General features: G+C 52.0%; 20 protein-coding genes. 9 read left to right on the forward strand and 11 right to left on the reverse strand.

Features of this window, described 5'->3' with window-relative positions; translation table 11 throughout:
- Position 1 precedes the first annotated feature (1 nt).
- Positions 2-1,282: an NAD(P)/FAD-dependent oxidoreductase gene (locus tag HV213_RS17960; protein ID WP_181482741.1), complete on the forward strand. Its 1,281-nt coding sequence runs from the start codon at positions 2-4 to the stop codon at positions 1,280-1,282.
- On the opposite strand, the gene HV213_RS17965 is transcribed toward HV213_RS17960, so the two are convergent.
- Entirely contained in the window at positions 1,279-2,244 is a 966-nt protein-coding gene (locus HV213_RS17965) for a LysR substrate-binding domain-containing protein (protein ID WP_181482742.1), read from the reverse strand. The genes HV213_RS17960 and HV213_RS17965 overlap by 4 nt on opposite strands.
- A gap of 82 nt (positions 2,245-2,326) precedes the next feature.
- Here HV213_RS17965 and HV213_RS17970 point away from each other — a divergent pair, with 82 nt between their 5' ends.
- Positions 2,327-3,412 (forward strand): tartrate dehydrogenase, encoded by a 1,086-nt coding sequence (locus HV213_RS17970; protein WP_181482743.1) that lies wholly within the window; start codon positions 2,327-2,329, stop codon positions 3,410-3,412.
- 744 nt (positions 3,413-4,156) lie between these two features.
- Here the strand turns inward: HV213_RS17970 and HV213_RS17975 are convergent.
- Positions 4,157-5,179: an IS110 family RNA-guided transposase gene (locus HV213_RS17975; protein ID WP_181482387.1), complete on the reverse strand. Its 1,023-nt coding sequence runs from the start codon at positions 5,177-5,179 to the stop codon at positions 4,157-4,159.
- Between the two features lie 217 nt (positions 5,180-5,396).
- On the opposite strand from HV213_RS17975, the gene HV213_RS17980 reads away from it, so the two are divergent.
- Positions 5,397-6,554, forward strand: coding sequence for an integrase core domain-containing protein (locus HV213_RS17980; RefSeq protein WP_181482744.1), 1,158 nt, complete (start codon positions 5,397-5,399; stop codon positions 6,552-6,554).
- Positions 6,555-6,640: 86 nt separating this feature from the next.
- Here the strand turns inward: HV213_RS17980 and ptsP are convergent, their stop codons facing one another.
- Positions 6,641-9,142, reverse strand: a complete 2,502-nt coding sequence (gene ptsP / locus HV213_RS17985; protein WP_181482745.1) for a phosphoenolpyruvate--protein phosphotransferase — start codon at positions 9,140-9,142, stop codon at positions 6,641-6,643.
- A 306-nt stretch (positions 9,143-9,448) separates the two neighbouring features.
- Here ptsP and HV213_RS17990 point away from each other — a divergent pair, with 306 nt between their 5' ends.
- The 5 genes from HV213_RS17990 to HV213_RS18010 are packed head-to-tail and all read left to right on the forward strand — an operon-like array spanning position 9,449 to position 14,414.
- Complete coding sequence (locus HV213_RS17990) at positions 9,449-10,525, forward strand: PTS fructose transporter subunit EIIC (protein WP_181482746.1); 1,077 nt, start codon at positions 9,449-9,451, stop codon at positions 10,523-10,525.
- Positions 10,526-10,545: 20 nt separating this feature from the next.
- Positions 10,546-10,866 (forward strand): PTS fructose-like transporter subunit IIB, encoded by a 321-nt coding sequence (locus tag HV213_RS17995; protein WP_004100938.1) that lies wholly within the window; start codon positions 10,546-10,548, stop codon positions 10,864-10,866.
- A gap of 52 nt (positions 10,867-10,918) precedes the next feature.
- Complete coding sequence (locus HV213_RS18000) at positions 10,919-13,216, forward strand: formate C-acetyltransferase (RefSeq protein ID WP_181482747.1); 2,298 nt, start codon at positions 10,919-10,921, stop codon at positions 13,214-13,216.
- Positions 13,182-14,057: a [formate-C-acetyltransferase]-activating enzyme gene (locus HV213_RS18005; RefSeq protein ID WP_181482748.1), complete on the forward strand. Its 876-nt coding sequence runs from the start codon at positions 13,182-13,184 to the stop codon at positions 14,055-14,057. The genes HV213_RS18000 and HV213_RS18005 overlap by 35 nt, the downstream gene beginning before the upstream one ends.
- A 15-nt stretch (positions 14,058-14,072) precedes the next feature.
- Positions 14,073-14,414, forward strand: a complete 342-nt coding sequence (locus HV213_RS18010; protein WP_110277185.1) for a PTS fructose-like transporter subunit IIB — start codon at positions 14,073-14,075, stop codon at positions 14,412-14,414.
- A 150-nt stretch (positions 14,415-14,564) separates the two neighbouring features.
- Here HV213_RS18010 and HV213_RS18015 read toward each other — a convergent pair whose 3' ends face one another.
- Together HV213_RS18015 and HV213_RS18020 are read right to left on the reverse strand one after the other, a co-directional pair.
- Positions 14,565-15,722, reverse strand: a complete 1,158-nt coding sequence (locus tag HV213_RS18015) for an integrase core domain-containing protein (protein ID WP_181482744.1) — start codon at positions 15,720-15,722, stop codon at positions 14,565-14,567.
- 109 nt (positions 15,723-15,831) lie between these two features.
- Positions 15,832-16,599 (reverse strand): phytanoyl-CoA dioxygenase family protein, encoded by a 768-nt coding sequence (locus tag HV213_RS18020; protein ID WP_181482749.1) that lies wholly within the window; start codon positions 16,597-16,599, stop codon positions 15,832-15,834.
- 253 nt (positions 16,600-16,852) lie between these two features.
- Between HV213_RS18020 and HV213_RS18025 the strand changes: the two genes are divergently transcribed.
- Positions 16,853-17,686, forward strand: coding sequence for a helix-turn-helix transcriptional regulator (locus HV213_RS18025; protein WP_181482750.1), 834 nt, complete (start codon positions 16,853-16,855; stop codon positions 17,684-17,686).
- A gap of 11 nt (positions 17,687-17,697) precedes the next feature.
- Here HV213_RS18025 and HV213_RS18030 read toward each other — a convergent pair whose 3' ends face one another.
- The 6 genes from HV213_RS18030 to HV213_RS18055 form a co-directional block, all read right to left on the reverse strand.
- Positions 17,698-18,600 (reverse strand): GGDEF domain-containing protein, encoded by a 903-nt coding sequence (locus HV213_RS18030; RefSeq protein WP_181482751.1) that lies wholly within the window; start codon positions 18,598-18,600, stop codon positions 17,698-17,700.
- Positions 18,601-19,043: 443 nt separating this feature from the next.
- Positions 19,044-19,367 (reverse strand): hypothetical protein, encoded by a 324-nt coding sequence (locus HV213_RS18035; RefSeq protein ID WP_181482752.1) that lies wholly within the window; start codon positions 19,365-19,367, stop codon positions 19,044-19,046.
- Positions 19,368-19,547: 180 nt separating this feature from the next.
- Positions 19,548-19,802 (reverse strand): barstar family protein, encoded by a 255-nt coding sequence (locus HV213_RS18040; protein WP_228288553.1) that lies wholly within the window; start codon positions 19,800-19,802, stop codon positions 19,548-19,550.
- Between the two features lies 1 nt (position 19,803).
- The gene (locus HV213_RS18045) at positions 19,804-20,097 is read right to left on the reverse strand and encodes a hypothetical protein (protein ID WP_181482753.1); all 294 of its coding nucleotides are present in this window, start codon (positions 20,095-20,097) and stop codon (positions 19,804-19,806) included.
- 132 nt (positions 20,098-20,229) lie between these two features.
- Positions 20,230-20,550: a hypothetical protein gene (locus HV213_RS18050; RefSeq protein WP_181482754.1), complete on the reverse strand. Its 321-nt coding sequence runs from the start codon at positions 20,548-20,550 to the stop codon at positions 20,230-20,232.
- A 1,235-nt stretch (positions 20,551-21,785) separates the two neighbouring features.
- A complete protein-coding gene (locus HV213_RS18055; protein WP_181482755.1) occupies positions 21,786-22,094 on the reverse strand; it encodes a hypothetical protein in 309 nt (102 codons plus the stop codon).
- Between the last annotated feature and the right edge of the window lie 185 nt (positions 22,095-22,279).

The raw sequence follows: 22,279 nt of genomic DNA on the forward strand, positions 1-22,279 counted from the left end.
CATGACCGAACATACCACCAGCTATTACGCCGCCAGCGCCAATCGCTATGAACCGTTTCCAACGCTGGACGAATCGATAAGCTGCGACGTCTGCATCGTTGGCGGCGGCTATACCGGACTATCTTCAGCACTGCATTTAGCCGAAATGGGCTACGATGTGGTGCTGCTGGAAGGCGCGCGCATCGGCTTCGGCGCCAGCGGGCGCAACGGCGGTCAATTGGTTAACTCCTACAGCCGCGATATCGACGTTATCGAGAAAACCTACGGTCCGGACGCGGCGAAAATGCTCGGCAGCATGATGTTTGAAGGCGGCGATATTATCCGCGAGCGCATCCAGCGCTATCAAATCCAGTGCGACTATCGCCCCGGCGGCCTGTTTGTCGCGCTGAATCATAAACAGCTGGAGACGCTCGAAGAGCAGAAAGAGAACTGGGAGCGCTACGGCAATACACAACTGGAACTGCTAGATGCCAGCGCTATACGTAACGAAGTGGACAGCGATCGCTACGCGGGCGCGCTGCTGGACCATAGCGGCGGCCATATCCATCCGCTGAATCTGGCGATCGGCGAAGCGAACGCTATTAGGCTGAACGGCGGCCGGGTTTACGAGCAATCGCCGGTCACCCGTATTCAGCACACCAGCCCGGCGGTGGTGACCACCGAACGCGGTCAGGTTACCGCCCGCTACGTGATTGTCGCCGGTAACGCCTATCTCGGCGATAAAGTCGAACCGGAACTGGCGAAGCGCAGCATGCCCTGCGGTACCCAGGTCGTCACTACCGCACCGCTGTCTGAGGATCTGGCTCGTTCGTTGATCCCGAAAAACTACTGCGTGGAAGATTGTAACTATCTGCTGGATTACTATCGTCTGACCGCCGATAACCGCCTGCTGTATGGCGGCGGCGTGGTGTACGGCGCACGCGACCCGGACGATGTTGAACGTATGATCATGCCGAAGCTGCTGAAAACCTTCCCACAGCTGCAAGGGGTGAAAATCGACTACCGCTGGACCGGCAACTTCCTGCTGACCCTCTCGCGGATGCCGCAGTTTGGTCGTCTCGATAACAATATCTACTATATGCAGGGCTACAGCGGCCACGGCGTCACCTGTACCCACCTCGCCGGACGACTGATTTCAGAGCTGCTGCGCGGTGACGCCGAACGCTTTGACGCCTTCGCGAAGCTGCCGCACTACCCGTTCCCTGGGGGGCGTAGCCTGCGCATTCCGTTTACCGCGATGGGCGCGGCCTACTACAGCCTGCGCGACAGACTCGGCGTTTAATCCCCTCGGCCGACGGGACCCGCCGTCGGCAATTTCACCTCGACGTACTGCTGCGGGAAGTAGTGACGCAAAAACTCCACGGTGGTGCGAATCTTCGCTGAGGTCGCCAGCCGCGACACATAGACAGCCCAGATATTAGCGGGCTGATAGTACTCCGGCAGCAGGTGCACCAAATTCCCGCTGGCGATATTTTCACGCACATCCCACCAAGAACGCAGCGCGATCCCCTGCCCGTCCAGGCACCATTGATGAACGATCTCGCCGTGGTTTGACGACAGCGGCCCGGTCACTTTAATCGCGTGTTCGCCCTCTTTACTGTGCAGTTGCCAAACGCCAAAGGGCCGGTCGCGCTCTTTAATCACCAGGCAAGGCAGCGCGGCGAGATCGCTAAGCTGTTTTGGTCGCGAATGACGGGCCACAAATTCCGGCGAGGCGCAGAGAATACGGTGGTTAGTCGCAAGCTGACGGGCAATCAGATTGGGGGCAATATCGTCGTCGACGCGAATATCCAGATCGACTCCCTCATTGGCTAAATCCACCAGCCGGTCGGCGACGTCAAAACGGATCTCCAGCTGCGGATACCGGCGGGCCAGCTCGGACAGCGCCGGGGCGACAACCTGACGGCCAAAGCCGAAGCTGCTGATAATGCGCAGCGTCCCCTGCGGCACCTGCCGCACATCGGAGAGCTCATCCATCATCTGATCAACATCCTGCAAAATGCGCTGCCCCCATTCGTAAATGCGTTCGCCCTCCTCGGTAATGGCGACCCGCCGGGTGGTGCGATGCAATAGCTGAACATTGAGCGTCTGCTCCAGCAACGACACCCGCTTGCTGACAAAAGCCGGAGAGACGCCCAGTTCTTCAGCGGCGGCGGCAAAACCGGCGCGGCGGGCGACCAGCATAAAGACGCGTAAATCGTTCAGCAGCGGCAGATTATTCATGATTCGTGTTTTATGTTTCACCAGTTAACGGGATTAATTATGAATCAGTCAATTATAGGATAGAGGTGAAGTCAATTTCCCTTACCGCAAACTGAGAACAACGATGAATAAAACCTTACGTATTGCCGCCATCCCCGGCGATGGCATCGGAAAAGAAGTGCTGCCTGAGGGCGTTCGCGTACTGCAGGCCGCCTCTGAACGCTGGGGACTGGCGTTAAGCTTTGAGCATTTTGAGTGGGCCAGCTGCGATTACTATGCGCAACACGGCAAAATGATGCCCGATGACTGGCACGCACAGTTGCAAGAGTTTGATGCTATCTACTTCGGCGCGGTCGGCTGGCCGGATATCGTGCCGGATCACATTTCGCTTTGGGGTTCGCTGCTGAAGTTCCGCCGCGAATTTGACCAGTACGTCAACCTGCGCCCGGTGCGCCTGTTTCCCGGCGTGCCCTGCCCGCTGGCGGGTAAGCAGCCGGGCGATATCGATTTTTACGTGGTGCGCGAGAATACCGAAGGGGAGTATTCCGCCCTCGGCGGACATGTGAATCCGGGAACCGAGCATGAAGTGGTGATTCAGGAGTCGGTGTTTACCCGCCGCGGCGTTGACCGGATCCTGCGCTACGCCTTTGAGCTGGCGCAAAGCCGCCCGCGCAAAACGTTAACTTCAGCGACCAAATCCAACGGCCTTGCCATCAGTATGCCCTTTTGGGATGAACGCGTGGAAGCGATGGCGCAGCACTACCCAGAGGTGAAGTGGGATAAGCAGCATATTGATATTCTGTGCGCCCGCTTTGTGCTGCAGCCGGAGCGTTTTGATGTGGTGGTCGGCTCAAACCTGTTCGGCGATATCCTCTCCGATCTCGGCCCGGCCTGTACCGGCACCATCGGTATTGCCCCGTCGGCGAATCTCAATCCGGATCGAACCTTCCCGTCGCTGTTTGAGGCGGTCCACGGTTCAGCGCCGGATATCTACGGCAAAAATATCGCCAACCCTATCGCTACCATCTGGGCCGGGGCGATGATGCTCGATTTCCTCGGCAACGGGGATGAACGCTATCAGGCCGCTCATGACGGCATTCTGGCGGCGATTGAGCAGACCATCGCCAGCGGGCCGAAAACGCCGGATATGAAAGGCACCGCTTCCACCCAGCAGGTGGGCGAAGCGATTTGTCAGGCCATTGCCGGATAAAAGCCCGGACAGGTGCATTAAGCGCCACCTCCGGGAAGATTTTCATGCAGCAACTGAATCCCACTGAAACAGAAAAACTCACAGCGATGCCCAGGCCCCCGCTGAAATCGGCGAACCGGAGGTCCGAAGACAAGAGCTGGACGCCAGGGATGGCGGACAGAGGCGAATCGAGACATGGACAAAATTGCCCGGAGCAATTTTGAACAGCGCTTGCGCTGGCCCCGGAGGGGCGAGTCCCAGGGATGGGACGAGTAGTGTCGAGTTGAGCCGACCGCAGGCTGAGGACCGGGAGGTGAGCGCAGTGCGCAGCACCGATTTCTTTGCGGGACCGCGGGGATTGTAAAGGGGGAGACGGTTTTCTCCCCCTTTACCCGTTCACGTTCGACAGAAATACATTTTCTGCGGGATAGCGGTGAACGGAATCCATATACATTCCCGGAGGCGGCGCTTGACGCGCCTGTCCGTATATGGACACCTCCCGTGATGCAAGCTATTTTTTGTGTGAGTCACCAGGGTAAGTTGCGTTCGTATATCCGGCCTCTCTTTCGGTACCGTCGTACCCGGGCCATGATGTGTTCTGCTCACCTGCTTCCTTTCGGGCTATCGGCTTTGCTTCGCAGGGAGCCTTCGGACAGGCCGGATTTCTCAGGTGCTGGTCTTACCGGTTACTCATCACGCTAAATCGCTTCGCAATCTCACGACAGGGTTACTGCTCTTTTTACTGCATGGCTCACGGGGCGTCGGTTAACCGGCGACCCGTGAACCATGGTAATCTTCTCCGCGACTCATCACCGCCCACGCTATCCGCACATTCTTGTTCGCCAGCGCCACCGTCGCGATATTCCGGTTCCGTCTTTCCGCCACCGACTGCAGCCACTGGCTCCGCCGGTCTTCTTTGCCTGCACATGTCTTCAGAACTGACCGTGCCCCGTGGATGACCAGCGTACGCAGGTAGCTGTCACCCCGCTTGCTGATATGCCCCAGCTGCTGCTTACCGCCGCTTGAGTGCTGCCGGGGAACCAGCCCCACATAAGCCGCCATCTCCCGACCGTTCTTAAACTGCGTCGCGTCACCCAACAACGCCACCATCGCGCTGGCGGTTATCACGCCGATACCTTCTATTTTCATCAGCCGCTGGATGCAGATATCTTCCCGCGCCGCCTCTGCGAGCCGCCGGTCATGCCCCGCCACCCGGTCATCCAGCATCCGCAGCTCTTCGGCCAGCTCGCACAGCAGGCGCATAAACCGGTCATCCCACTGCTCCTGCTGTGACAGTATCTCCGGCAGCGCCTTACGCAACTGGCTGATGCCGACCGGCAGCACCACGCCGAATTCGCCCAGAAAGCCCCGTATCTCGTTGCACAGCGCCGTGCGGCTTTTTATCACTCTGGCCCGCACGCGATGCTCAGCCTGAAGAGTCTGCTGGCGCTCTGTCTTAACCGCGACGAAGCGCATGGCGGGGCGGCTGATGGCTTCACAGATGGCTTCGGCATCGTTGGCATCATTCTTGTTGCCTTTGAGGTAAGGCTTGACGAATTTCGGGGGAATAATGCGCACGGTATGCCCCATGCGGGTGAGTTCGCGGGACCAGTAGTGGGATGATGCGCAGGCTTCAATCCCGATGGTGCAGGGAGCCAGCTGAGAGAAATAAGCGTGCATGTGGGCGCGGCGGAGAGATTTCCGTACGACGACATGTTCATGGTGATCCACAGCATGGATCTGAAAGACATTTTTTGCCAGGTCAAGACCGATACGTTTAATATTCATGGTGGACACCTCCTCCTGTGGACTGCAGGTAACACTTCCAGTCTGGCACGTTATGATGCCGTAAGGTGGGAGGTGTCCATCACATCGGGCTACAAAACCGCAGACGATGCCAATCCGTAGCCCCGGTAAGCGCAGGGTATGAACCGGAAACATGGGTAACACTTTAGACCGGATACATGGGTAACAGTTATAACTGACATAGAAGAGGAGACTCACTATGCCCTGGACTGAGACCCGACCTATGCAACGTCTTGATTTTATCCGTGCCTGCCATGCAGGTACGGGCTCCTTCTCTGCTCTTTGCCGTCTTTTCGGCATCAGCCGAAAAACTGGCTATAAATGGCTTGAACGTTTTGACCCTTCTGACCTCTCATCTCTCTCTGACCGCTCACGCGCTCCCCACTCCCACTCCCGGACTGTTCCTGATGATATCGTCGGGCATCTGACTGCCCTGCGTCAAAAACACCCTGACTGGGGGCCTAAAAAACTGCGGATGTGGTTGCTCAATCACCATGTCGATTTTACCGTACCTGCTGCCAGCACTATCGGCGATATCCTCAAGCGTGAAGGCCTGGTCCCGGATAAAAAGAGAAAACGCAGAACACCGGGTAATCGCCAGCCCCTGACCCTCATCACTGAGAACAATCAGGTCTGGAGCGCTGATTTTAAAGGCAAGTTCAGGTTGCTGAGCAGAGAGTACTGCCATCCCTTCACTCTGACCGACAATCACAGCCGATATCTGCTGAGCTGCCGTGGAACATTCCGGGAGAGTGAATCCTTTGTCAGAGAGTGCCTGACTGATGCGTTCCTGGAATATGGCCTGCCGGAAGTCCTCAGAACTGATAACGGTCAACCCTTTGCGGGAACAGGTATAGCCGGATTAAGCCGTCTTGCCGTCTGGCTAATCAAGCTGGGCATCAGACCGGAACGTATCAGAAAGGGTCATCCGGAAGAAAATGGCCGCCATGAGCGAATGCATCGCTCCCTGAAAAGTGCGGTGAAATATGGCAACACCTTCATGACGATGGCAGAACAACAGCGGTGGTTCAGTGACTACCGGGAAGAGTTTAACCACGAGAGGCCGCATGAAGCCCTGGCAGGCGCAACGCCCGGAACGGTGTGGCAACCGTCGGGCCGACAATGGGATGGCAGTGTTCCGGAATATGTGTATCCGGCAGGAGGCACGGTCTACAGGGTGAAATCGAGGGGAACACTTTATATGGGTAAAAAGGGGGCGGTGTTCCTGAGTGAAGCGCTGACTGACGAGTACATTATGCTGAAAGAACAAGATGATGGCCTGGAAGCCATCATCTTTAATGGAATAACGCTTGCGTACTATGACCAAAAAAACCAGAGTGTGCTCCGGATAGACTAAAAAGTGTTACCTATGTTCCCGGTCTGATCTGTCACCTATGTATCCGGTCATACAGCAGCGCCACCGGGGAGATTCTCCGGCCCGAACTACAGCTCCAGCTCGCGCTGCAACAGCGTCGCAATCGCCTCGCTGCTCTCAGCCGTCACCAGCGCCTTGCGGAACTCCTCATGCATAATACGCCGCGCCAGACGCGAGAAAATACGCATATGCTGATCGCCAGCCGAGTGTTTGTTCAGCGTGAGCATAATGACAAACTGCGCCTCATCGTCGCCCCAGACCACCGGCTGCGCCAGACGAGCGACGCTGATGGTTGACTGCTCAATATGCTCCGATTTGCTGTGCGGAATGGCAAAACTAAACCCTAACCCGGTAGAGAACACTGCTTCGCGGGCCCACAGGTCGGCCTCCAGCTTGCGCGGGTAGCGACAGCGCCCGGCCAGCAGCAGGTTATCAGTCATGCCCTTAATCACTTCCTCTTTGCTGCGCCAGTCGCTGTTCAGCGTAATGCACTGGGCGCTAATCAGCGGCGCGTCCTGCTGGGTCATGCGGAACTGGGCCAGCAGGTGTTCGACTTCAAGTGAAGTGCGGCACTGCATCGCCTGATTAAGCAGCTGACGGCAGGCGCGGCTATCAAGCTGCGCCAGACGCGCTTTGGTCGCCGGAATCGACGGCGCGCTCATGCTCAGCTCATCCAGCCCCAGCCCTACCAGCAGCGGCAGCACCGAACCTTTAGCTCCCAACTCACCGCACAGGCCAATCCATTTCCCCTGACGATGCACCGCCTGAACCGCATAATCCAGCGCGCGTAAGAATGCCGGATTGAGGCTATTGTAGTGACGCGTTACCTTGGCGTTATCGCGATCCACCGCCAGCAGATACTGGGTCAGGTCATTACTGCCGATACTAAAGAAATCAATCTCTTCGCAGCATTGATCGATGATAAACATCACCGATGGCACTTCGAGCATAATGCCCAGCGGGATTTTCTCATCAAACGGAATATGCTCGCTGCGCAGCGATTGTTTAGCATCCGCCAGCTGCTCTTTGACCCATAGAATTTCTTCCATCGATGAAATCATCGGGATCATGATTTTCAGCGAACCGTGCGCCGAAGCGCGCAGAATTGCCCGCAGCTGGGTGCGGAACAGCGCCTGATACTCTTCGTAAATACGCACCGCGCGATAGCCGAGGAACGGGTTGTTCTCCGCCGGAATATTGAGATAGGCCACCGGCTTGTCGCCGCCGATATCCATGGTACGAATAATAATGCTGCGCCCGTTGGCCGGTTCCAGCGCCTGGCAGAAGATGTTGTAAAGTTCATTTTCCGACGGCGCGCTCGGGCGGTCCATATACAGCATTTCGGTGCGGAACAGCCCTACCGACTGCGCGCCGTTATTAAATGCCGCCATCGCCTCTACCGAGTGGGCAATGTTCGCCGCCACTTCCAGACGAATGCCGTCCTCCGTGCGCCCTTCTTTATCCAGCCAGGTCTGCTGCTGACGGCGAATTTGCTCCTGTACCCACGCTTCCTGCTGATAGTAGCGCGCGACGGCTTCATCGGGTTTCACCACCACCAAACCGGCGTTGCCGTCAATCTGCACCTGTTGATCAACCCACGGCAGCAGCGCATCCATATCGACGCCCACCAGGGTCGGAATATTAAATGAGCGCGCGAGGATCACCGTGTGTGAGGTCGTGCCGCCGCTGCGCAGCAGCAGTCCTTTGAGCAGCGTTTTATCCAGTTCGAGGAACTGGCTGGGGGTTAATTCATCAGCCAGACAGATAGACTCTTCCGTCAGCTTGCCCGGCACCGGGAAGCGCGATTCGCCGTAGATATGCTGTAGCAGCTGGAAGCAGACGTCGCGAACGTCCAGCACGCGCTCCTGCAAATAGCTATTGCCGGAGGCGCTGAACTGAGCGCAGAAATGTTCGCTGGTCGCCACCACTGCTTCAGCACAGCTCAGGCCGGTCAGCAGGCCGCCAAGCAGATGCTGGCGCAGCGAGGCATCGGTCGCTAAAGAACGATGTGCTTCAAGGATCGCGCTGGCGGTGCCGTCGTTATCCAGCAAACGGAACTCAATATTTTTAACCAGCAGCATCAACCCTTTATCCAGCGACGCCTGCTCTTGTTCAATATTTCCCGCCGCCGGCAGCGTGCCTAAATCGCGCAGATCCAGCGATTTAAGATGCGTGAGCCGTCCGCCCGCGCTTCCGGCACAGACAGGTAAGGCATGAAACAGCGTGGGATTAAGGCGTGAGAGCGATTCCGGAACCGGCTGAACGTCCATTTGATCGACCGTCGGCAACGGCGCATCGCAGTGCGGAAATTCGTCGGTGATAAAGGCCGACAGCGCGTCAAACGCTTGCTGCTCATCCTGACCGCTGATGATCAGCTGACAGCTATCACCCTTAATGGTGTTGGTACCAATAATCGCCAGCGCACTTTTCGCATTCCCGCGCCCTTCGCTGCGGGTATTCAACCATTCGACCGAAGACGAAAAAGTATTACACAGCGTTTCTACCAGGCTTGCCGGACGCGCATGTACGCCGTTGGGCAAATCACATATGAATTCAATTACCAGAGCCATCGTCTTCCTCCTGAAAATACGTTATTGCCTCAAAAGTAAAGAAAGAAGCCGCCAGCCACTACGCGACAAAACTGGTAATTACTGGATAATTGTATGCACGGATCTTTTTTATGCTCGACATCACAAATACGCCAGCCAAATAGCTTAAAAACCCAGCAGGACTAAGATTTGAGGTGGATCGCAATTTTCTTCTCGCCTTACAAATATCCAGTAAATGCACTTTTTCTCTACTGTTTTATAAGCCGCCCTTTTTCTAAGGTTGATGCATCAACTCAGTCACGAGCCGCACAGGCTCAGGAGAAAACAATGAACGAACTGGTGCAAATACTAAAAAATACACGCCAGCACCTCATGACCGGGGTTTCACATATGATCCCTTTTGTCGTGTCCGGAGGAATATTGCTGGCCGTCTCCGTCATGTTGTACGGCAAGGGCGCGGTGCCCGATGTTGCCACCGATCCTAATCTGAAAAAGCTGTTTGATATCGGCGTGGCCGGTCTGACGTTAATGGTGCCGTTCCTGGCGGCCTATATCGGCTACTCCATTGCCGACCGCGCGGCGCTGGCCCCCTGCGCGATTGGTGCCTGGGTTGGCAACAGCTTCGGTGCTGGTTTCTTCGGTGCGCTGATTGCCGGGATGATCGGCGGCCTGGTGGTCTACTACCTGAAGAAAATCCCGGTGCACAAAGTCCTGCGCTCGGTGATGCCTATCTTTGTTATCCCGATTATCGGCACCTTTATTACTGCCGGGATCATGATGTGGGGCCTCGGTGAACCGATTGGCGCGCTGACTGCCAGCTTAACCGGCTGGCTGCAAGGGATGCGCGAAGGCAGCATCGTCGTGCTGGCCATCATTATGGGCCTGATGCTGGCTTTCGATATGGGCGGGCCAGTAAACAAAGTTGCCTACGCCTTTATGTTGATTTGCGTTTCGCAAGGTGTTTACAGCGTCGTCGCGATTGCCGCCGTTGGCATCGCCGTACCGCCGCTGGGCATGGGGCTGGCAACGCTGATTGGCCGTAAATACTTCTCCGCTGAAGAGCGCGAAACCGGTAAAGCCGCGCTGGTTATGGGATGCGTTGGCGTCACCGAAGGCGCGATTCCTTTCGCCGCCGCCGACCCACTGCGCGTGATCCCGGCCAACATGATTGGCGCCGCCGCCGGCTGTGTGACCGCTGCGCTGCTCGGCGCGCAGTGCTACGCCGGTTGGGGTGGACTGATCGTTCTGCCGGTCGTTGAAGGTAAATTCGGCTTTATCGCGGGTCTCGCGGTTGGTGCCATCGTTAGCGCAGCCTGCGTCATTCTGTTCAAAGCCCTTGCTAAGAAGAAAACGTCAGACGCCAAAGCTGATGACGAGATGGATCTTGATTTCGAAATTAACTGAAAAACTGGAAGGAATATTTTATGACCAAAATTATCGCCGTTACCGCTTGCCCGTCTGGCGTCGCACATACCTATATGGCCGCTGAGTCGCTGGAAAGCGCCGCTAAAGCCAAAGGCTGGCAGGTCAAAGTCGAGACTCAGGGCTCCATCGGCATTGAGAATGAACTGACGGCAGAAGACGTCGCCAGCGCCGACATGGTTATCCTGACCAAAGATATCGGCATCAAGTTCGAAGAGCGTTTTGCCGGTAAAACCATCGTGCGCGTCAACATCAGTGACGCCGTTAAGCGCGCCGAAGCCATTATGAACAAAATTGACAGCCACCTTTCCCAGAATGCCTGAATAAAATCGCGGGGTGCGGTCTGCGCCCCGCAAAAACAACATGGAGTTTGTCATGACTAATCGCACTCAACGTTTAAAAGACCGTTTGTTCGCTAACCCGCGCGAGATCTCCCTCGAGCGCGCACTGCTCTATACCGCCAGCCATAAGCAGACGGAGGGGGAGCCGGTGATGATCCGCCGGGCGAAAGCGACCGAATGGGTCCTCGACCACGTACAGATTTCGATTCGTGATGATGAACTGATCGCCGGTAACCGGACGATTAAACCGCGCGCCGGAATTGTCTCCCCGGAGATGGACCCCTACTGGCTGCTCAAAGAGCTGGATCAATTCCCGACCCGCCCGCAGGACCGCTTCAACATTAGCGAAGAAGACAAACGTATCTATCGTGAAGAGCTGTTCCCGTACTGGGAAAATCGCTCGATGAAGGACTTCATCAACAGCCAGATGACGGATGAAGTGAAAACCGCCGTCAGCACGCAGATTTTTAGCGTTAACCAGACCGATAAGGGCCAGGGGCACATCATTATTGACTACCCTCGCCTGCTGGAAAACGGCCTTTCCGCGCTGGTGGCAGAGCTTAAAGCGGTCAACAAACAGCATCCGCAAAACAGCTTCTATCAGGCGGTACTGATCCTGCTGGAAGCCTCTCAGCGTCATATTCTGCGCTATGCGGCGCTGGCCGATGAAATGGCCGCCAGCTGCGTTGATGAACAGCGGCGTAAAGAGCTGGAAACTATCGCCGAAATTTCTCGCCATAACGCGGTGCATCGCCCGGAGGATTTCTGGCAGGCCAGCCAGCTCTTCTGGTATATGAATATCATTTTGCAATATGAATCCAACGCCAGCTCCATTTCGCTGGGGCGCTTTGACCAGTACATGCTGCCGTATTATCAGGTGTCGCTGAATCGCGGCCAGGACCCGCAGTTCCTCAAAGAGCTGCTGGAATCGCTGTGGGTGAAGTGCAACGATATCGTTCTGCTGCGCTCCACCAGCAGCGCGCGCTACTTCGCGGGCTTCCCAACCGGCTACACGGCCCTGCTCGGCGGCCTGACCGAGACCGGGCGCAGCGCGGTGAATATCCTGTCGTTTTTGTCCCTCGACGCCTATCAGAACGTGCGTCTGCCGCAGCCGAACCTCGGCGTGCGGGTCAATGAATTGATCGACCGCCCTTTCCTGCGCAAAACCGCAGAGACCATTCGCCTCGGCACCGGCATTCCGCAAATCTTTAATGATGAAGTGGTGATCCCGGCGTTTCTCAACCGCGGCGTGTCGCTGGAAGACGCGCGGGATTACTCGGTCGTCGGCTGCGTTGAGCTGTCGATCCCGGGGCGCACCTACGGCCTGCACGATATCGCGATGTTCAACCTGCTGAAGGTGATGGAAATCGTGATGCTGGAGAACGAAAGCAATCCTGACATCACCTGGGACGGACTGATTGACCAGATCCGCGACAAGACACGCTACTACATTCGTCTGATGGTCGAAGGCAGCAATATTTGCGATATTGGCCACCGCGACTGGGCACCGGTTCCCCTGCTCTCTTCTTTTATTGAAGATTGCGTGCAGCACGGCAAAGATATTACCGAAGGCGGCGCGCGCTATAACTTCTCCGGAGTCCAGGGCATCGGCATCGCCAACCTCAGCGACTCGCTGCACGCGCTAAAAGGAATGGTGTTTGAGCAAAAACGCCTGAGCTTTGCCGAGCTTATGGCGGTGCTAAAAGCCAACTTCCAGACGCCGGAAGGCGAGAAAATCCGCGCACGGCTGATCAACCGCTTTGAGAAATACGGCAACGATATCGACGAAGTGGATAACATCAGCGCCGACCTGCTGCGCTTCTACTGCAAAGAAGTTGAGCAGTACCAGAACCCGCGCGGCGGCCACTTCACGCCGGGTTCATATACCGTATCTGCCCACGTGCCGCTGGGTTCAGTGGTTGGCGCGACCCCGGACGGGCGTCTGGCCGGGGAACAACTGGCGGATGGAGGGCTGTCGCCGATGGTCGGCCAGGATTCTCAGGGCCCGACCGCAGTGCTCAAATCGGTGAGCAAGCTGGATAACTATCTGCTGTCCAACGGCACGCTGCTGAACGTCAAATTCACCCCGGCGACGCTTGCCGGTGACGGCGGACTGAACAAGCTGGCCGATTTTTTACAGGCGTTCACCAAGCTGAAGCTGCAGCATATTCAGTTCAACGTGGTCAACGCCGACACGCTGCGTGAAGCCCAGCAGCGACCGCAGGATTTTGCCGGTCTGGTGGTACGCGTCGCGGGCTACAGCGCCTTCTTTGTCGAGCTGTCGCAGGAGATTCAGGATGACATTATCCGCCGCACCGCGCATCAGCTGTGAGGTGATGGAAACGCGCGCCGATAAGGCGCGCATTTTTAACATCCAGCGCTACTCTTTAAATGACGGTCAGGGGATCCGCACCGTCGTTTTTTTTAAAGGCTGCCCGCATACGTGTCCGTGGTGCGCCAACCCGGAGTCGATCTCGCCGAAAATCCAGACCGTGCGCCGGGAGAGCAAATGCCTGCACTGTTCCCGCTGCCAGCAGGATGTTGTCGAGTGCCCTTCCGGCGCGTGGGAGCAAATTGGTCGCGACGTCACGCTGGATAATCTGCTGAAGGAAGTGCTAAAAGACGAGGTTTTCTTCCGCGCCTCCGGCGGCGGCGTCACCCTATCGGGAGGCGAAGTGCTGATGCAGGCCGAGTTTGCCACTCGTCTTCTGCGCAGCTTACGCGAGTGGGGGATCAGAACCGCGATTGAAACGGCTGGCGATACCGCGTTCAGCCGTTTTTTCCCGCTGGCGAAAGAGTGTGATGAAGTCTTATTTGATCTTAAAATTATGGATGAAGCACAGGCCCGAGGGCAGCTATTGATGAATATGCCACGGGTGCTGGATAACTTCACCCGCCTGGTGGAAGCCAATATTCACGTCATTCCTCGGGTGCCGTTAATTCCGGGTTTTACGCTTGATGAAGAGAATTTCCGCCAGATCCTGGCGTTTTTAGCCCCGTTTAAGCTGCCCGAAATTCATCTTCTACCGTTCCATCAATACGGCGAACCAAAATATCACTTACTGGGAAAAACATGGTCGATGTCGATGATTAAAGCACCTGAAGAATCTGAGATTCAACCATTCAAGACGCTGGCTGAACAGGCTGGTTTTAGCGTGACCATCGGCGGATAACGCCTGGAGGATGCTATGGATTTCAATATCGTTGCCGTAACGGCCTGCGTAAGCGGTGTCGCTCACACTTATATGGCAGCCGAGCGCCTGGAAAAGGTCGGCCACCATGAGAAATGGAATATCAAAATTGAAACGCAAGGAGCGTTGGGGGTTGAGAACAAAATCACGGCGGACGATATTGCCCATGTCGATGTCGTTCTGCTGGTGACGGATATTGAGATTGACGATGCCAAACGCTTTAGCGGCATCCGTACCATTAAGACCAGCATCAAAACTTTCTTGTTGCAGCCGCAGCAGATTGTCGAGGCGGTGAAATGCATCATGAAAAAGCCGGTTGTTTATATTGAGATCCCTTGAGTGCGCCTGCGATTTTGTAGCCCGGGCAAGGCGCTTGCGCCGCGGCCCGGGGAAATAGCACTTCGGCAGCGTCGAACTTTCCCCCGGTCGCGCTGCTGTATGACCGGATACATAGGTGACAGATCAGACCGGGAACATAGGTAACACTTTTTAGTCTATCCGGAGCACACTCTGGTTTTTTTGGTCATAGTACGCAAGCGTTATTCCATTAAAGATGATGGCTTCCAGGCCATCATCTTGTTCTTTCAGCATAATGTACTCGTCAGTCAGCGCTTCACTCAGGAACACCGCCCCCTTTTTACCCATATAAAGTGTTCCCCTCGATTTCACCCTGTAGACCGTGCCTCCTGCCGGATACACATATTCCGGAACACTGCCATCCCATTGTCGGCCCGACGGTTGCCACACCGTTCCGGGCGTTGCGCCTGCCAGGGCTTCATGCGGCCTCTCGTGGTTAAACTCTTCCCGGTAGTCACTGAACCACCGCTGTTGTTCTGCCATCGTCATGAAGGTGTTGCCATATTTCACCGCACTTTTCAGGGAGCGATGCATTCGCTCATGGCGGCCATTTTCTTCCGGATGACCCTTTCTGATACGTTCCGGTCTGATGCCCAGCTTGATTAGCCAGACGGCAAGACGGCTTAATCCGGCTATACCTGTTCCCGCAAAGGGTTGACCGTTATCAGTTCTGAGGACTTCCGGCAGGCCATATTCCAGGAACGCATCAGTCAGGCACTCTCTGACAAAGGATTCACTCTCCCGGAATGTTCCACGGCAGCTCAGCAGATATCGGCTGTGATTGTCGGTCAGAGTGAAGGGATGGCAGTACTCTCTGCTCAGCAACCTGAACTTGCCTTTAAAATCAGCGCTCCAGACCTGATTGTTCTCAGTGATGAGGGTCAGGGGCTGGCGATTACCCGGTGTTCTGCGTTTTCTCTTTTTATCCGGGACCAGGCCTTCACGCTTGAGGATATCGCCGATAGTGCTGGCAGCAGGTACGGTAAAATCGACATGGTGATTGAGCAACCACATCCGCAGTTTTTTAGGCCCCCAGTCAGGGTGTTTTTGACGCAGGGCAGTCAGATGCCCGACGATATCATCAGGAACAGTCCGGGAGTGGGAGTGGGGAGCGCGTGAGCGGTCAGAGAGAGATGAGAGGTCAGAAGGGTCAAAACGTTCAAGCCATTTATAGCCAGTTTTTCGGCTGATGCCGAAAAGACGGCAAAGAGCAGAGAAGGAGCCCGTACCTGCATGGCAGGCACGGATAAAATCAAGACGTTGCATAGGTCGGGTCTCAGTCCAGGGCATAGTGAGTCTCCTCTTCTATGTCAGTTATAACTGTTACCCATGTATCCGGTCTAAAGTGTTACCCATGTTTCCGGTTCATACCCTGCGCTTACCGGGGCTACAATTCAATTTACTCCACACCCAGCAGCCATTTCTGCGCAGGCGTCAGGCGGCTGGCGGTTTCCGGCGTCAGCCAGCGCTGCTGATCCTGCTGCGCCGTATCTTCGCGGTCAATATACAAACTGTGCAATACGCGCCGTCTGCTGCCGATGCGATTGCGCGTCCCGCCGTGCCAGGCATGGGCGTTATAAATCATTACGCTACCCGCCGGAGCGGCAAACACCACCTCATCAGGATGCGTCAGCTCTGGATTATCCAACACCTCTTCCGGCAGCTCCGGTCGGTGATGCGTTCCAGGAATAATGCGCGGTGCGCCGTTTTCCGCGCTTAAATCATCAATAGCCCAGATAGCATTAACCAGATGCACTTTCGGGAAATCCGGACGCGGCTTTTTCCAGTCCGCATGCAGCGGTTGATGACCACCGTTAAACAGCGCTTCCCGCGCGTTCAGGCTGGAGATTTTAAAATCCCCCTGAAAAATATACTGACAGGCAGAAAGGACCAGCGGATGGGACCAGACTTTCTCCCAAACCACCCCTTTATTAATCAGGTTGGCTATGCGCGTTGCCGTCGCTTCCTGATGGTGCTCAATTGCCAGGTTATCGCCCTCTTTCTCAACGATGGCGTCAATCAGCGAGCGCATCGCCTCCAGCCATTCCGCGTCCGCCACGTTATGCACGACGGTGTAGCCCAGAGTATCCAGTTCCTGTTTCATTTTCTCAGTCAGCGCAATGTTCGCTCCCAGCGCTTCCAGATAAACCGCAGATTGTTGTTCCATATTTATATTCCTTAACTTATCGATAACACAAAACAAACTCTAATCTGTGCCGACCGGGAATACATGAGGCTAAAACTACAAAAAACTGGACAAGCATACACGGCAGGGAAAAGTGTGATGGCTATCAAAATCCAGTCACCACCTGATCCTCACCAGGACTATCAATACTGGGGTAGCCTGATACAGAACAAATCAGCCCCGACAAAATAGATTATAATCAACAGGATAATAGCTCCACTCTAAGGCTAACGGGATGATTGACGATCTGGCAGACATTTTAAATCGTTTAGTAAATCAGAAGGATAATCTGCACGTCAGGTTTCCCGAACCGGATATCTCCGAGCCTGCGCTGGCGTTTAAAGTGCCCTTTCCTCGGCTGGAAATCGTGCTGGAGGGTGAACTGAAGGAAAATGGCTTGCCGCTGTCGGAGACGATGCTATCCACCTCGCAGGTGCTTTACGTCCAGGCGGGGAAATGGACCCAGCCGGAATGGACCGGACCGGCATCAACGCTAAGCATCCTGTTTGGTCGCCAGAAGCTCGGGTTTTGCGTGCAATACTGGGATGGCAAACAGCTGCGAACGGAAAAGCAGAACGTTGCTCGCCTCGGGCCACGCGTGGGCTCCTACCTGCTGCTGTCGCTCAATGAAATCTGCCTGCAGCCGGATCCGGTGACCGCCAGGCTGGTGGTCGCTGCGCTCTTGAGCCACTGCCTTGAGCAACTGGTTGGCCTGGAGATGCGGGTCAGCCGCAGCCGCGACCTGTTTATGGCGGTACAGGATTATCTGGAAGAGCATCTCAGCCAACCCCTGACCCGCGAGTCGGTTGCGAAACGTTTTCATATTACGCCCAACTATCTTTCGCATATTTTCCAGAAATCAGGTTCCGTCGGCTTCAACGAATTCCTCACCAGCGTGCGCCTGGAGAAAGCGAAAAAGCTGCTGCGCGGCTACGACCTGAAGGTGAAAGAGATCGCCCATAACTGCGGATTTGTCGACAGCAACTATTTCTGCCGGGTGTTTAAACGCTATACCGAGCGCTCCCCTTCCGAATATCGCCGTCACTGCCGCAGCGCTCAGCAGGGATGATTCAGGCCGCGCTATGCGGCCCACTCCACGCGCCCGCGACCGTTATTTTTCGCCTTGTAGAGCACGTCATCGACCTTTTTAATAAACTCATTCTGCGGTTCATCCTGATTGCGCAGGCCGACGCCAATGCTGATCGACAGCGGATTATGGTGATTAATCAGGATCGCGCGGGCATTTTGCAAAATTGACTGCGCCAGCTCATCAACTTCCTGCGCCGACAGACCATCAACAATAATGGCGAACTCTTCTCCGCCGATCCTCGATGGCAGCACTTTTTCGCTGGTGAGCTTCGCCAGCTGCTTACCGAGGGCAAACAAGACTTCATCGCCCACCAGATGGCCGTAGGTGTCATTGATTTTCTTAAAGAAATCGATATCGACAATCATTAGCGCCAGCGGATGCCCCTCTTTCTCGCGGATGGTGTCGATAAAAAAGCGGCGGTTTGGCAACTGGGTCAGCTCATCCTTCAGCGATTGAGAACGCGCATCGACGTACAGAAGATTGATACGCTCAATGATTTTGTAGATCCCAATAGCGGTCAGCAGCATCCCGGACAAGCGCAAGAGATCTTCGCAGTAGTAGCCCATCCAGCGCGGCTGATGGAAGATTTCGTCCATCAGGTCAAACGTTCCCCCGGCAATCCACAGCAGCAGTCCGTAGCGTACCCAGTTAACCGCCACATGGTTCATGCGTACTTTGGTTGAACTCCACAATATAAACAGCAGAAAAAGCAGCGCCAGGAGATCGATATACATTCCAGGATTAGACAAAATCACGCTCCACGGCCCCAGCGGCGGCGATACAAATGCACACAGGCCGGATACGGCAACGATCGTCAGCAGTGCGGGAAGAAAATGCGTTCGGGAAATAGCGGAGAGTGGTTGAATATTGATATTTTTTTCGCGTTCAGGCATGGGTAGGTCTCTCAACAACGTGGCTTACCATGTGTTAAGCATACCAGCCAACGGTGTTCGAGCGAACTTTAACGGCACATTACCTATTGATGGGGGAAATCAGCAAAAGAGAGAGTGGACTGACCCCGCGGAATTTTTCCAACGTACTACCAGTCCATGGCGACGAAGTCAGTGGCGCGGATGGTATAGGGTTATCCTGATAAGGATTTAGCTATCGGTGCGGGTTGGGGAGGACTTTTTTGGACAGTGGGAATTTTCGAAATGAACATATCAAAAACAGGGAATTACACAATTTAAATTACAGTCTCAATTTTAACTGTCCCCATATCACACATACCTATGCTAAATCCCCATGATCATTTGCTAAATAATCATGGGGTAAAAGTTGCATTTCCGTTGGTACTCAATAAGTATCAACCATCTAACCATAGCGAATCTTATTATTAAAAATCAGAAGATTCGCTATATTCGATGTTATCTTCTGTTAACCTGTCAAAGCCATCTTCTTTCAACATGGTATTAAAGTACTTTATAGTATCCTCTAAAGCTTCTTCGATACTACTGCCGTATCCTATAACTGATTCAGGACTACCATCAAATTTTCTTTTTATCCTAAGATCTGTTATTCCGGTATATTCACCTGATTGATTTTCGTAAATTTTAACTTTCATTTTTGCATATGGTAAAATATCAATCATCCAAATAATAAATTCGGCTACTGTTTTTTCAATTTTGCCAACATTTTCTAATTTTAAGTTATGCCACATATGTCCTCCTATTGTTTACCAAATGAGTTAGTTCCACCATCACTAAAAATAACTATTGCATACAGAGTTTGACATACATTACCGGGTTTGAATCCAAGCAAAAACTTCTGACACGATAACGTAAAATTTTTACTTTAAAATATAGTCAAACATTTCGTTCCAGTCGAACTGGATATCTCATTATTTAATCTTCTCGAGAATCATTACAATTTTATCAAAAGAGCCTCTGAAAACTAACCTTGATAATTCAGAGTGTAACCAAATAATTTTTACTGGTCTTTTTACATCTGTACTTAGTCTGCCCCATAAAGCATCGAGATTACAGCCATAATAATCGCCAAAATTTAACAATGCAGAAAATTCGCGATAAAAGTCAGCTTCGGAATATATTTCCCAGCCATCTAAAACAAACTCATCAATATTTAATACCATCATTCTAATTGTTATTAATTTCTATATCATTTAGAATTTTCATCAGCCTTTCTATAGCTTCCGATGGTTCTTCCTCAGGGCTAATCAATATATTAAATATTTGTTCATCAAGTTGAATATCATAAATGTCAATACCAATATAACCTTTTGACCAAAATTCCACCGCGCCTATTTTCTGATGACCTTTAAACTCGGCACGATCCAGATCTCCAAAATCACCATCAGAAAAGAAACTGTACTCAAACAAATACTCAGGGAGAGCAGGTTCTATCTTATTTTTAAAATCATTAACATTCATAGTTCTATTACCCTCCTTTCACTTCATCTATAAAATAAACCACATAAATATTTATCAGCTCAGCTCAGCTCAGCTCAGCTCAGCTCAGCTCATCATAATTCACCCTTAATATTCCCTATCTTTTCTTAAGATCTATTTAATATTAAAATAGGTTTCCACTGAAGTCAATCGATTAACTTTTGAGGAAAAGATATATTTCCCCAATTGATATAATTCAATATTAAACCACCTAAAATTGAATATATTTTTTGGCTGTAAACGCATTAATGACATTAGAAATTCATCAAAATCAATTTCAAAAGCAATATGCTTTATCTCATTCCCACAAAAAGCTTTTGCCCGGAAAAGTCCATTAACACCATCACCACTCAACTGATATTTTATTAATCCCGTATGCATATCATAATCTATCGATGACAATTCCAGACTGCACCACTCAGATAATAATTCCATTTTACCCTCAGATAAGCATGTATATTTTCACAAACAATACTTTCATGTCAATCCTCGTTCAAGGCTGATATTTTTCACCGCACTAATTGAATGAAATCATGATACCCCTCAAAATAGATAGCATATCCGTGAAAAATAAACTATATTCTTAGTGTATTATTCAATTTCTTGAATATAAGAATTGTATAAGTCATCATTTTTTCTAGCCAGAACCTGCCACACTCCGGGCAGCGCAAAGCGTTCCTTCTACCCACATCAATTTTTCCATAAAATAATCTACATCCATATGGTTATTACCAGCCACCAGAATACCTATAATTTATTTAAATTACTTTCCATAAAAAATAACACTTACAATTATTTCAAATATCGGGTAAATACATTACATAATCACAACAGCATGCAAATTTTGACATGAAAACCTCTTACAGATTAATACCCTTCCTGTAACAGTGATGGATTTTTCTGTTACTCAACTTCTTTAACATATGAGTCGAATTTATTTGGATCTAATTCACTTTCTATCAAGAGTCGCCCACAGCAAGGGCATATATACGCATCTTTTGCCGACCGATCATATAGTTTAGTCAGTAAATCCGGGTATTTGTTTTCCCTGACATCCTCCCATAGCCCGACGATATCCATTATATTTTTTTGAGGAACGATATCATATAAAAACCCCTCATCCATTGTGTGCACTGCCATAACATGGCCACATTTACATCTCAACTTTGACATTACTTACCTCTAATAGAAGACTGGTCAAATCCATGAAAACTTATGTCGAATTTACACCCTATAAACATTCATTATGAATAGTATTCAGATTCATTTATTAATCATTTAAGTTGATATAAAATCATACTATAATTAGTCAATTTTGACGAGTTATTTTTCAATTACCTCTCGTTACTCAACGATGTAATTGAAGATATTTTTCGCAAGCAATACAAGTATACTTGAAGCAAACACCTTCATTCCAGAGGTAATAATTCACCGTAGTTATGCATATAATATGCAAATCACCTGTCCAAGCCCATGCATCATCAGTTTGGATGGTAAGAGTCCCTATACATTATTGAAAAACCCTTCCGTATGGTGATCGTTCTCTGGCAGGTCAATAAGTTCTGGATTTATAAGATTGTTGTCGCATTACTTGAACCAAGGATATAAACATCAATCCTTTATATTTATCTGATAACATCTGACCTCCTCAATAGTGACACAGTTACAATTCAAAGTTGACAATCATCCCGATTAGATAACTCTAGTAATTCTTTTAAATATTCTTGAAAATTCCTCTTCTTCGTTTCCTTCATATATTCCAAAACAGATTTAACATTATCAATGGTAATACCTCCATCAACTCTGGATATTTCTATCTTGATGATTTCTTCACCGTCAATAAGATAAGTATAAATATCTTCGTACTGTTCTATCATATGATATATAAGGCATGCTGAAGAGGCATACTCAAACCTTTGACGTATAAATGGAAAAACAACCGCTCTCTCCCACCGATCAAATTCCTCTGTTTTTTTCATATTATGTCACCTGATTTGAAGCAAATCCGCCAGCGAACTCTCTTCAAGAATTTTTTGAATGCTTAATCGTAAAGTTATATCAATTATGACTGATTAATTTTCAATCAGCGTAGTTAATGTGAATTCGTCGATTATCAGCATTCCTATAGGTCAGTCATAGGCACTCTATCACTGGTAATGGGCAT

This window comes from Klebsiella sp. RHBSTW-00484 (assembly GCF_013705725.1).
Classification (GTDB): Bacteria; Pseudomonadota; Gammaproteobacteria; order Enterobacterales; family Enterobacteriaceae; genus Klebsiella.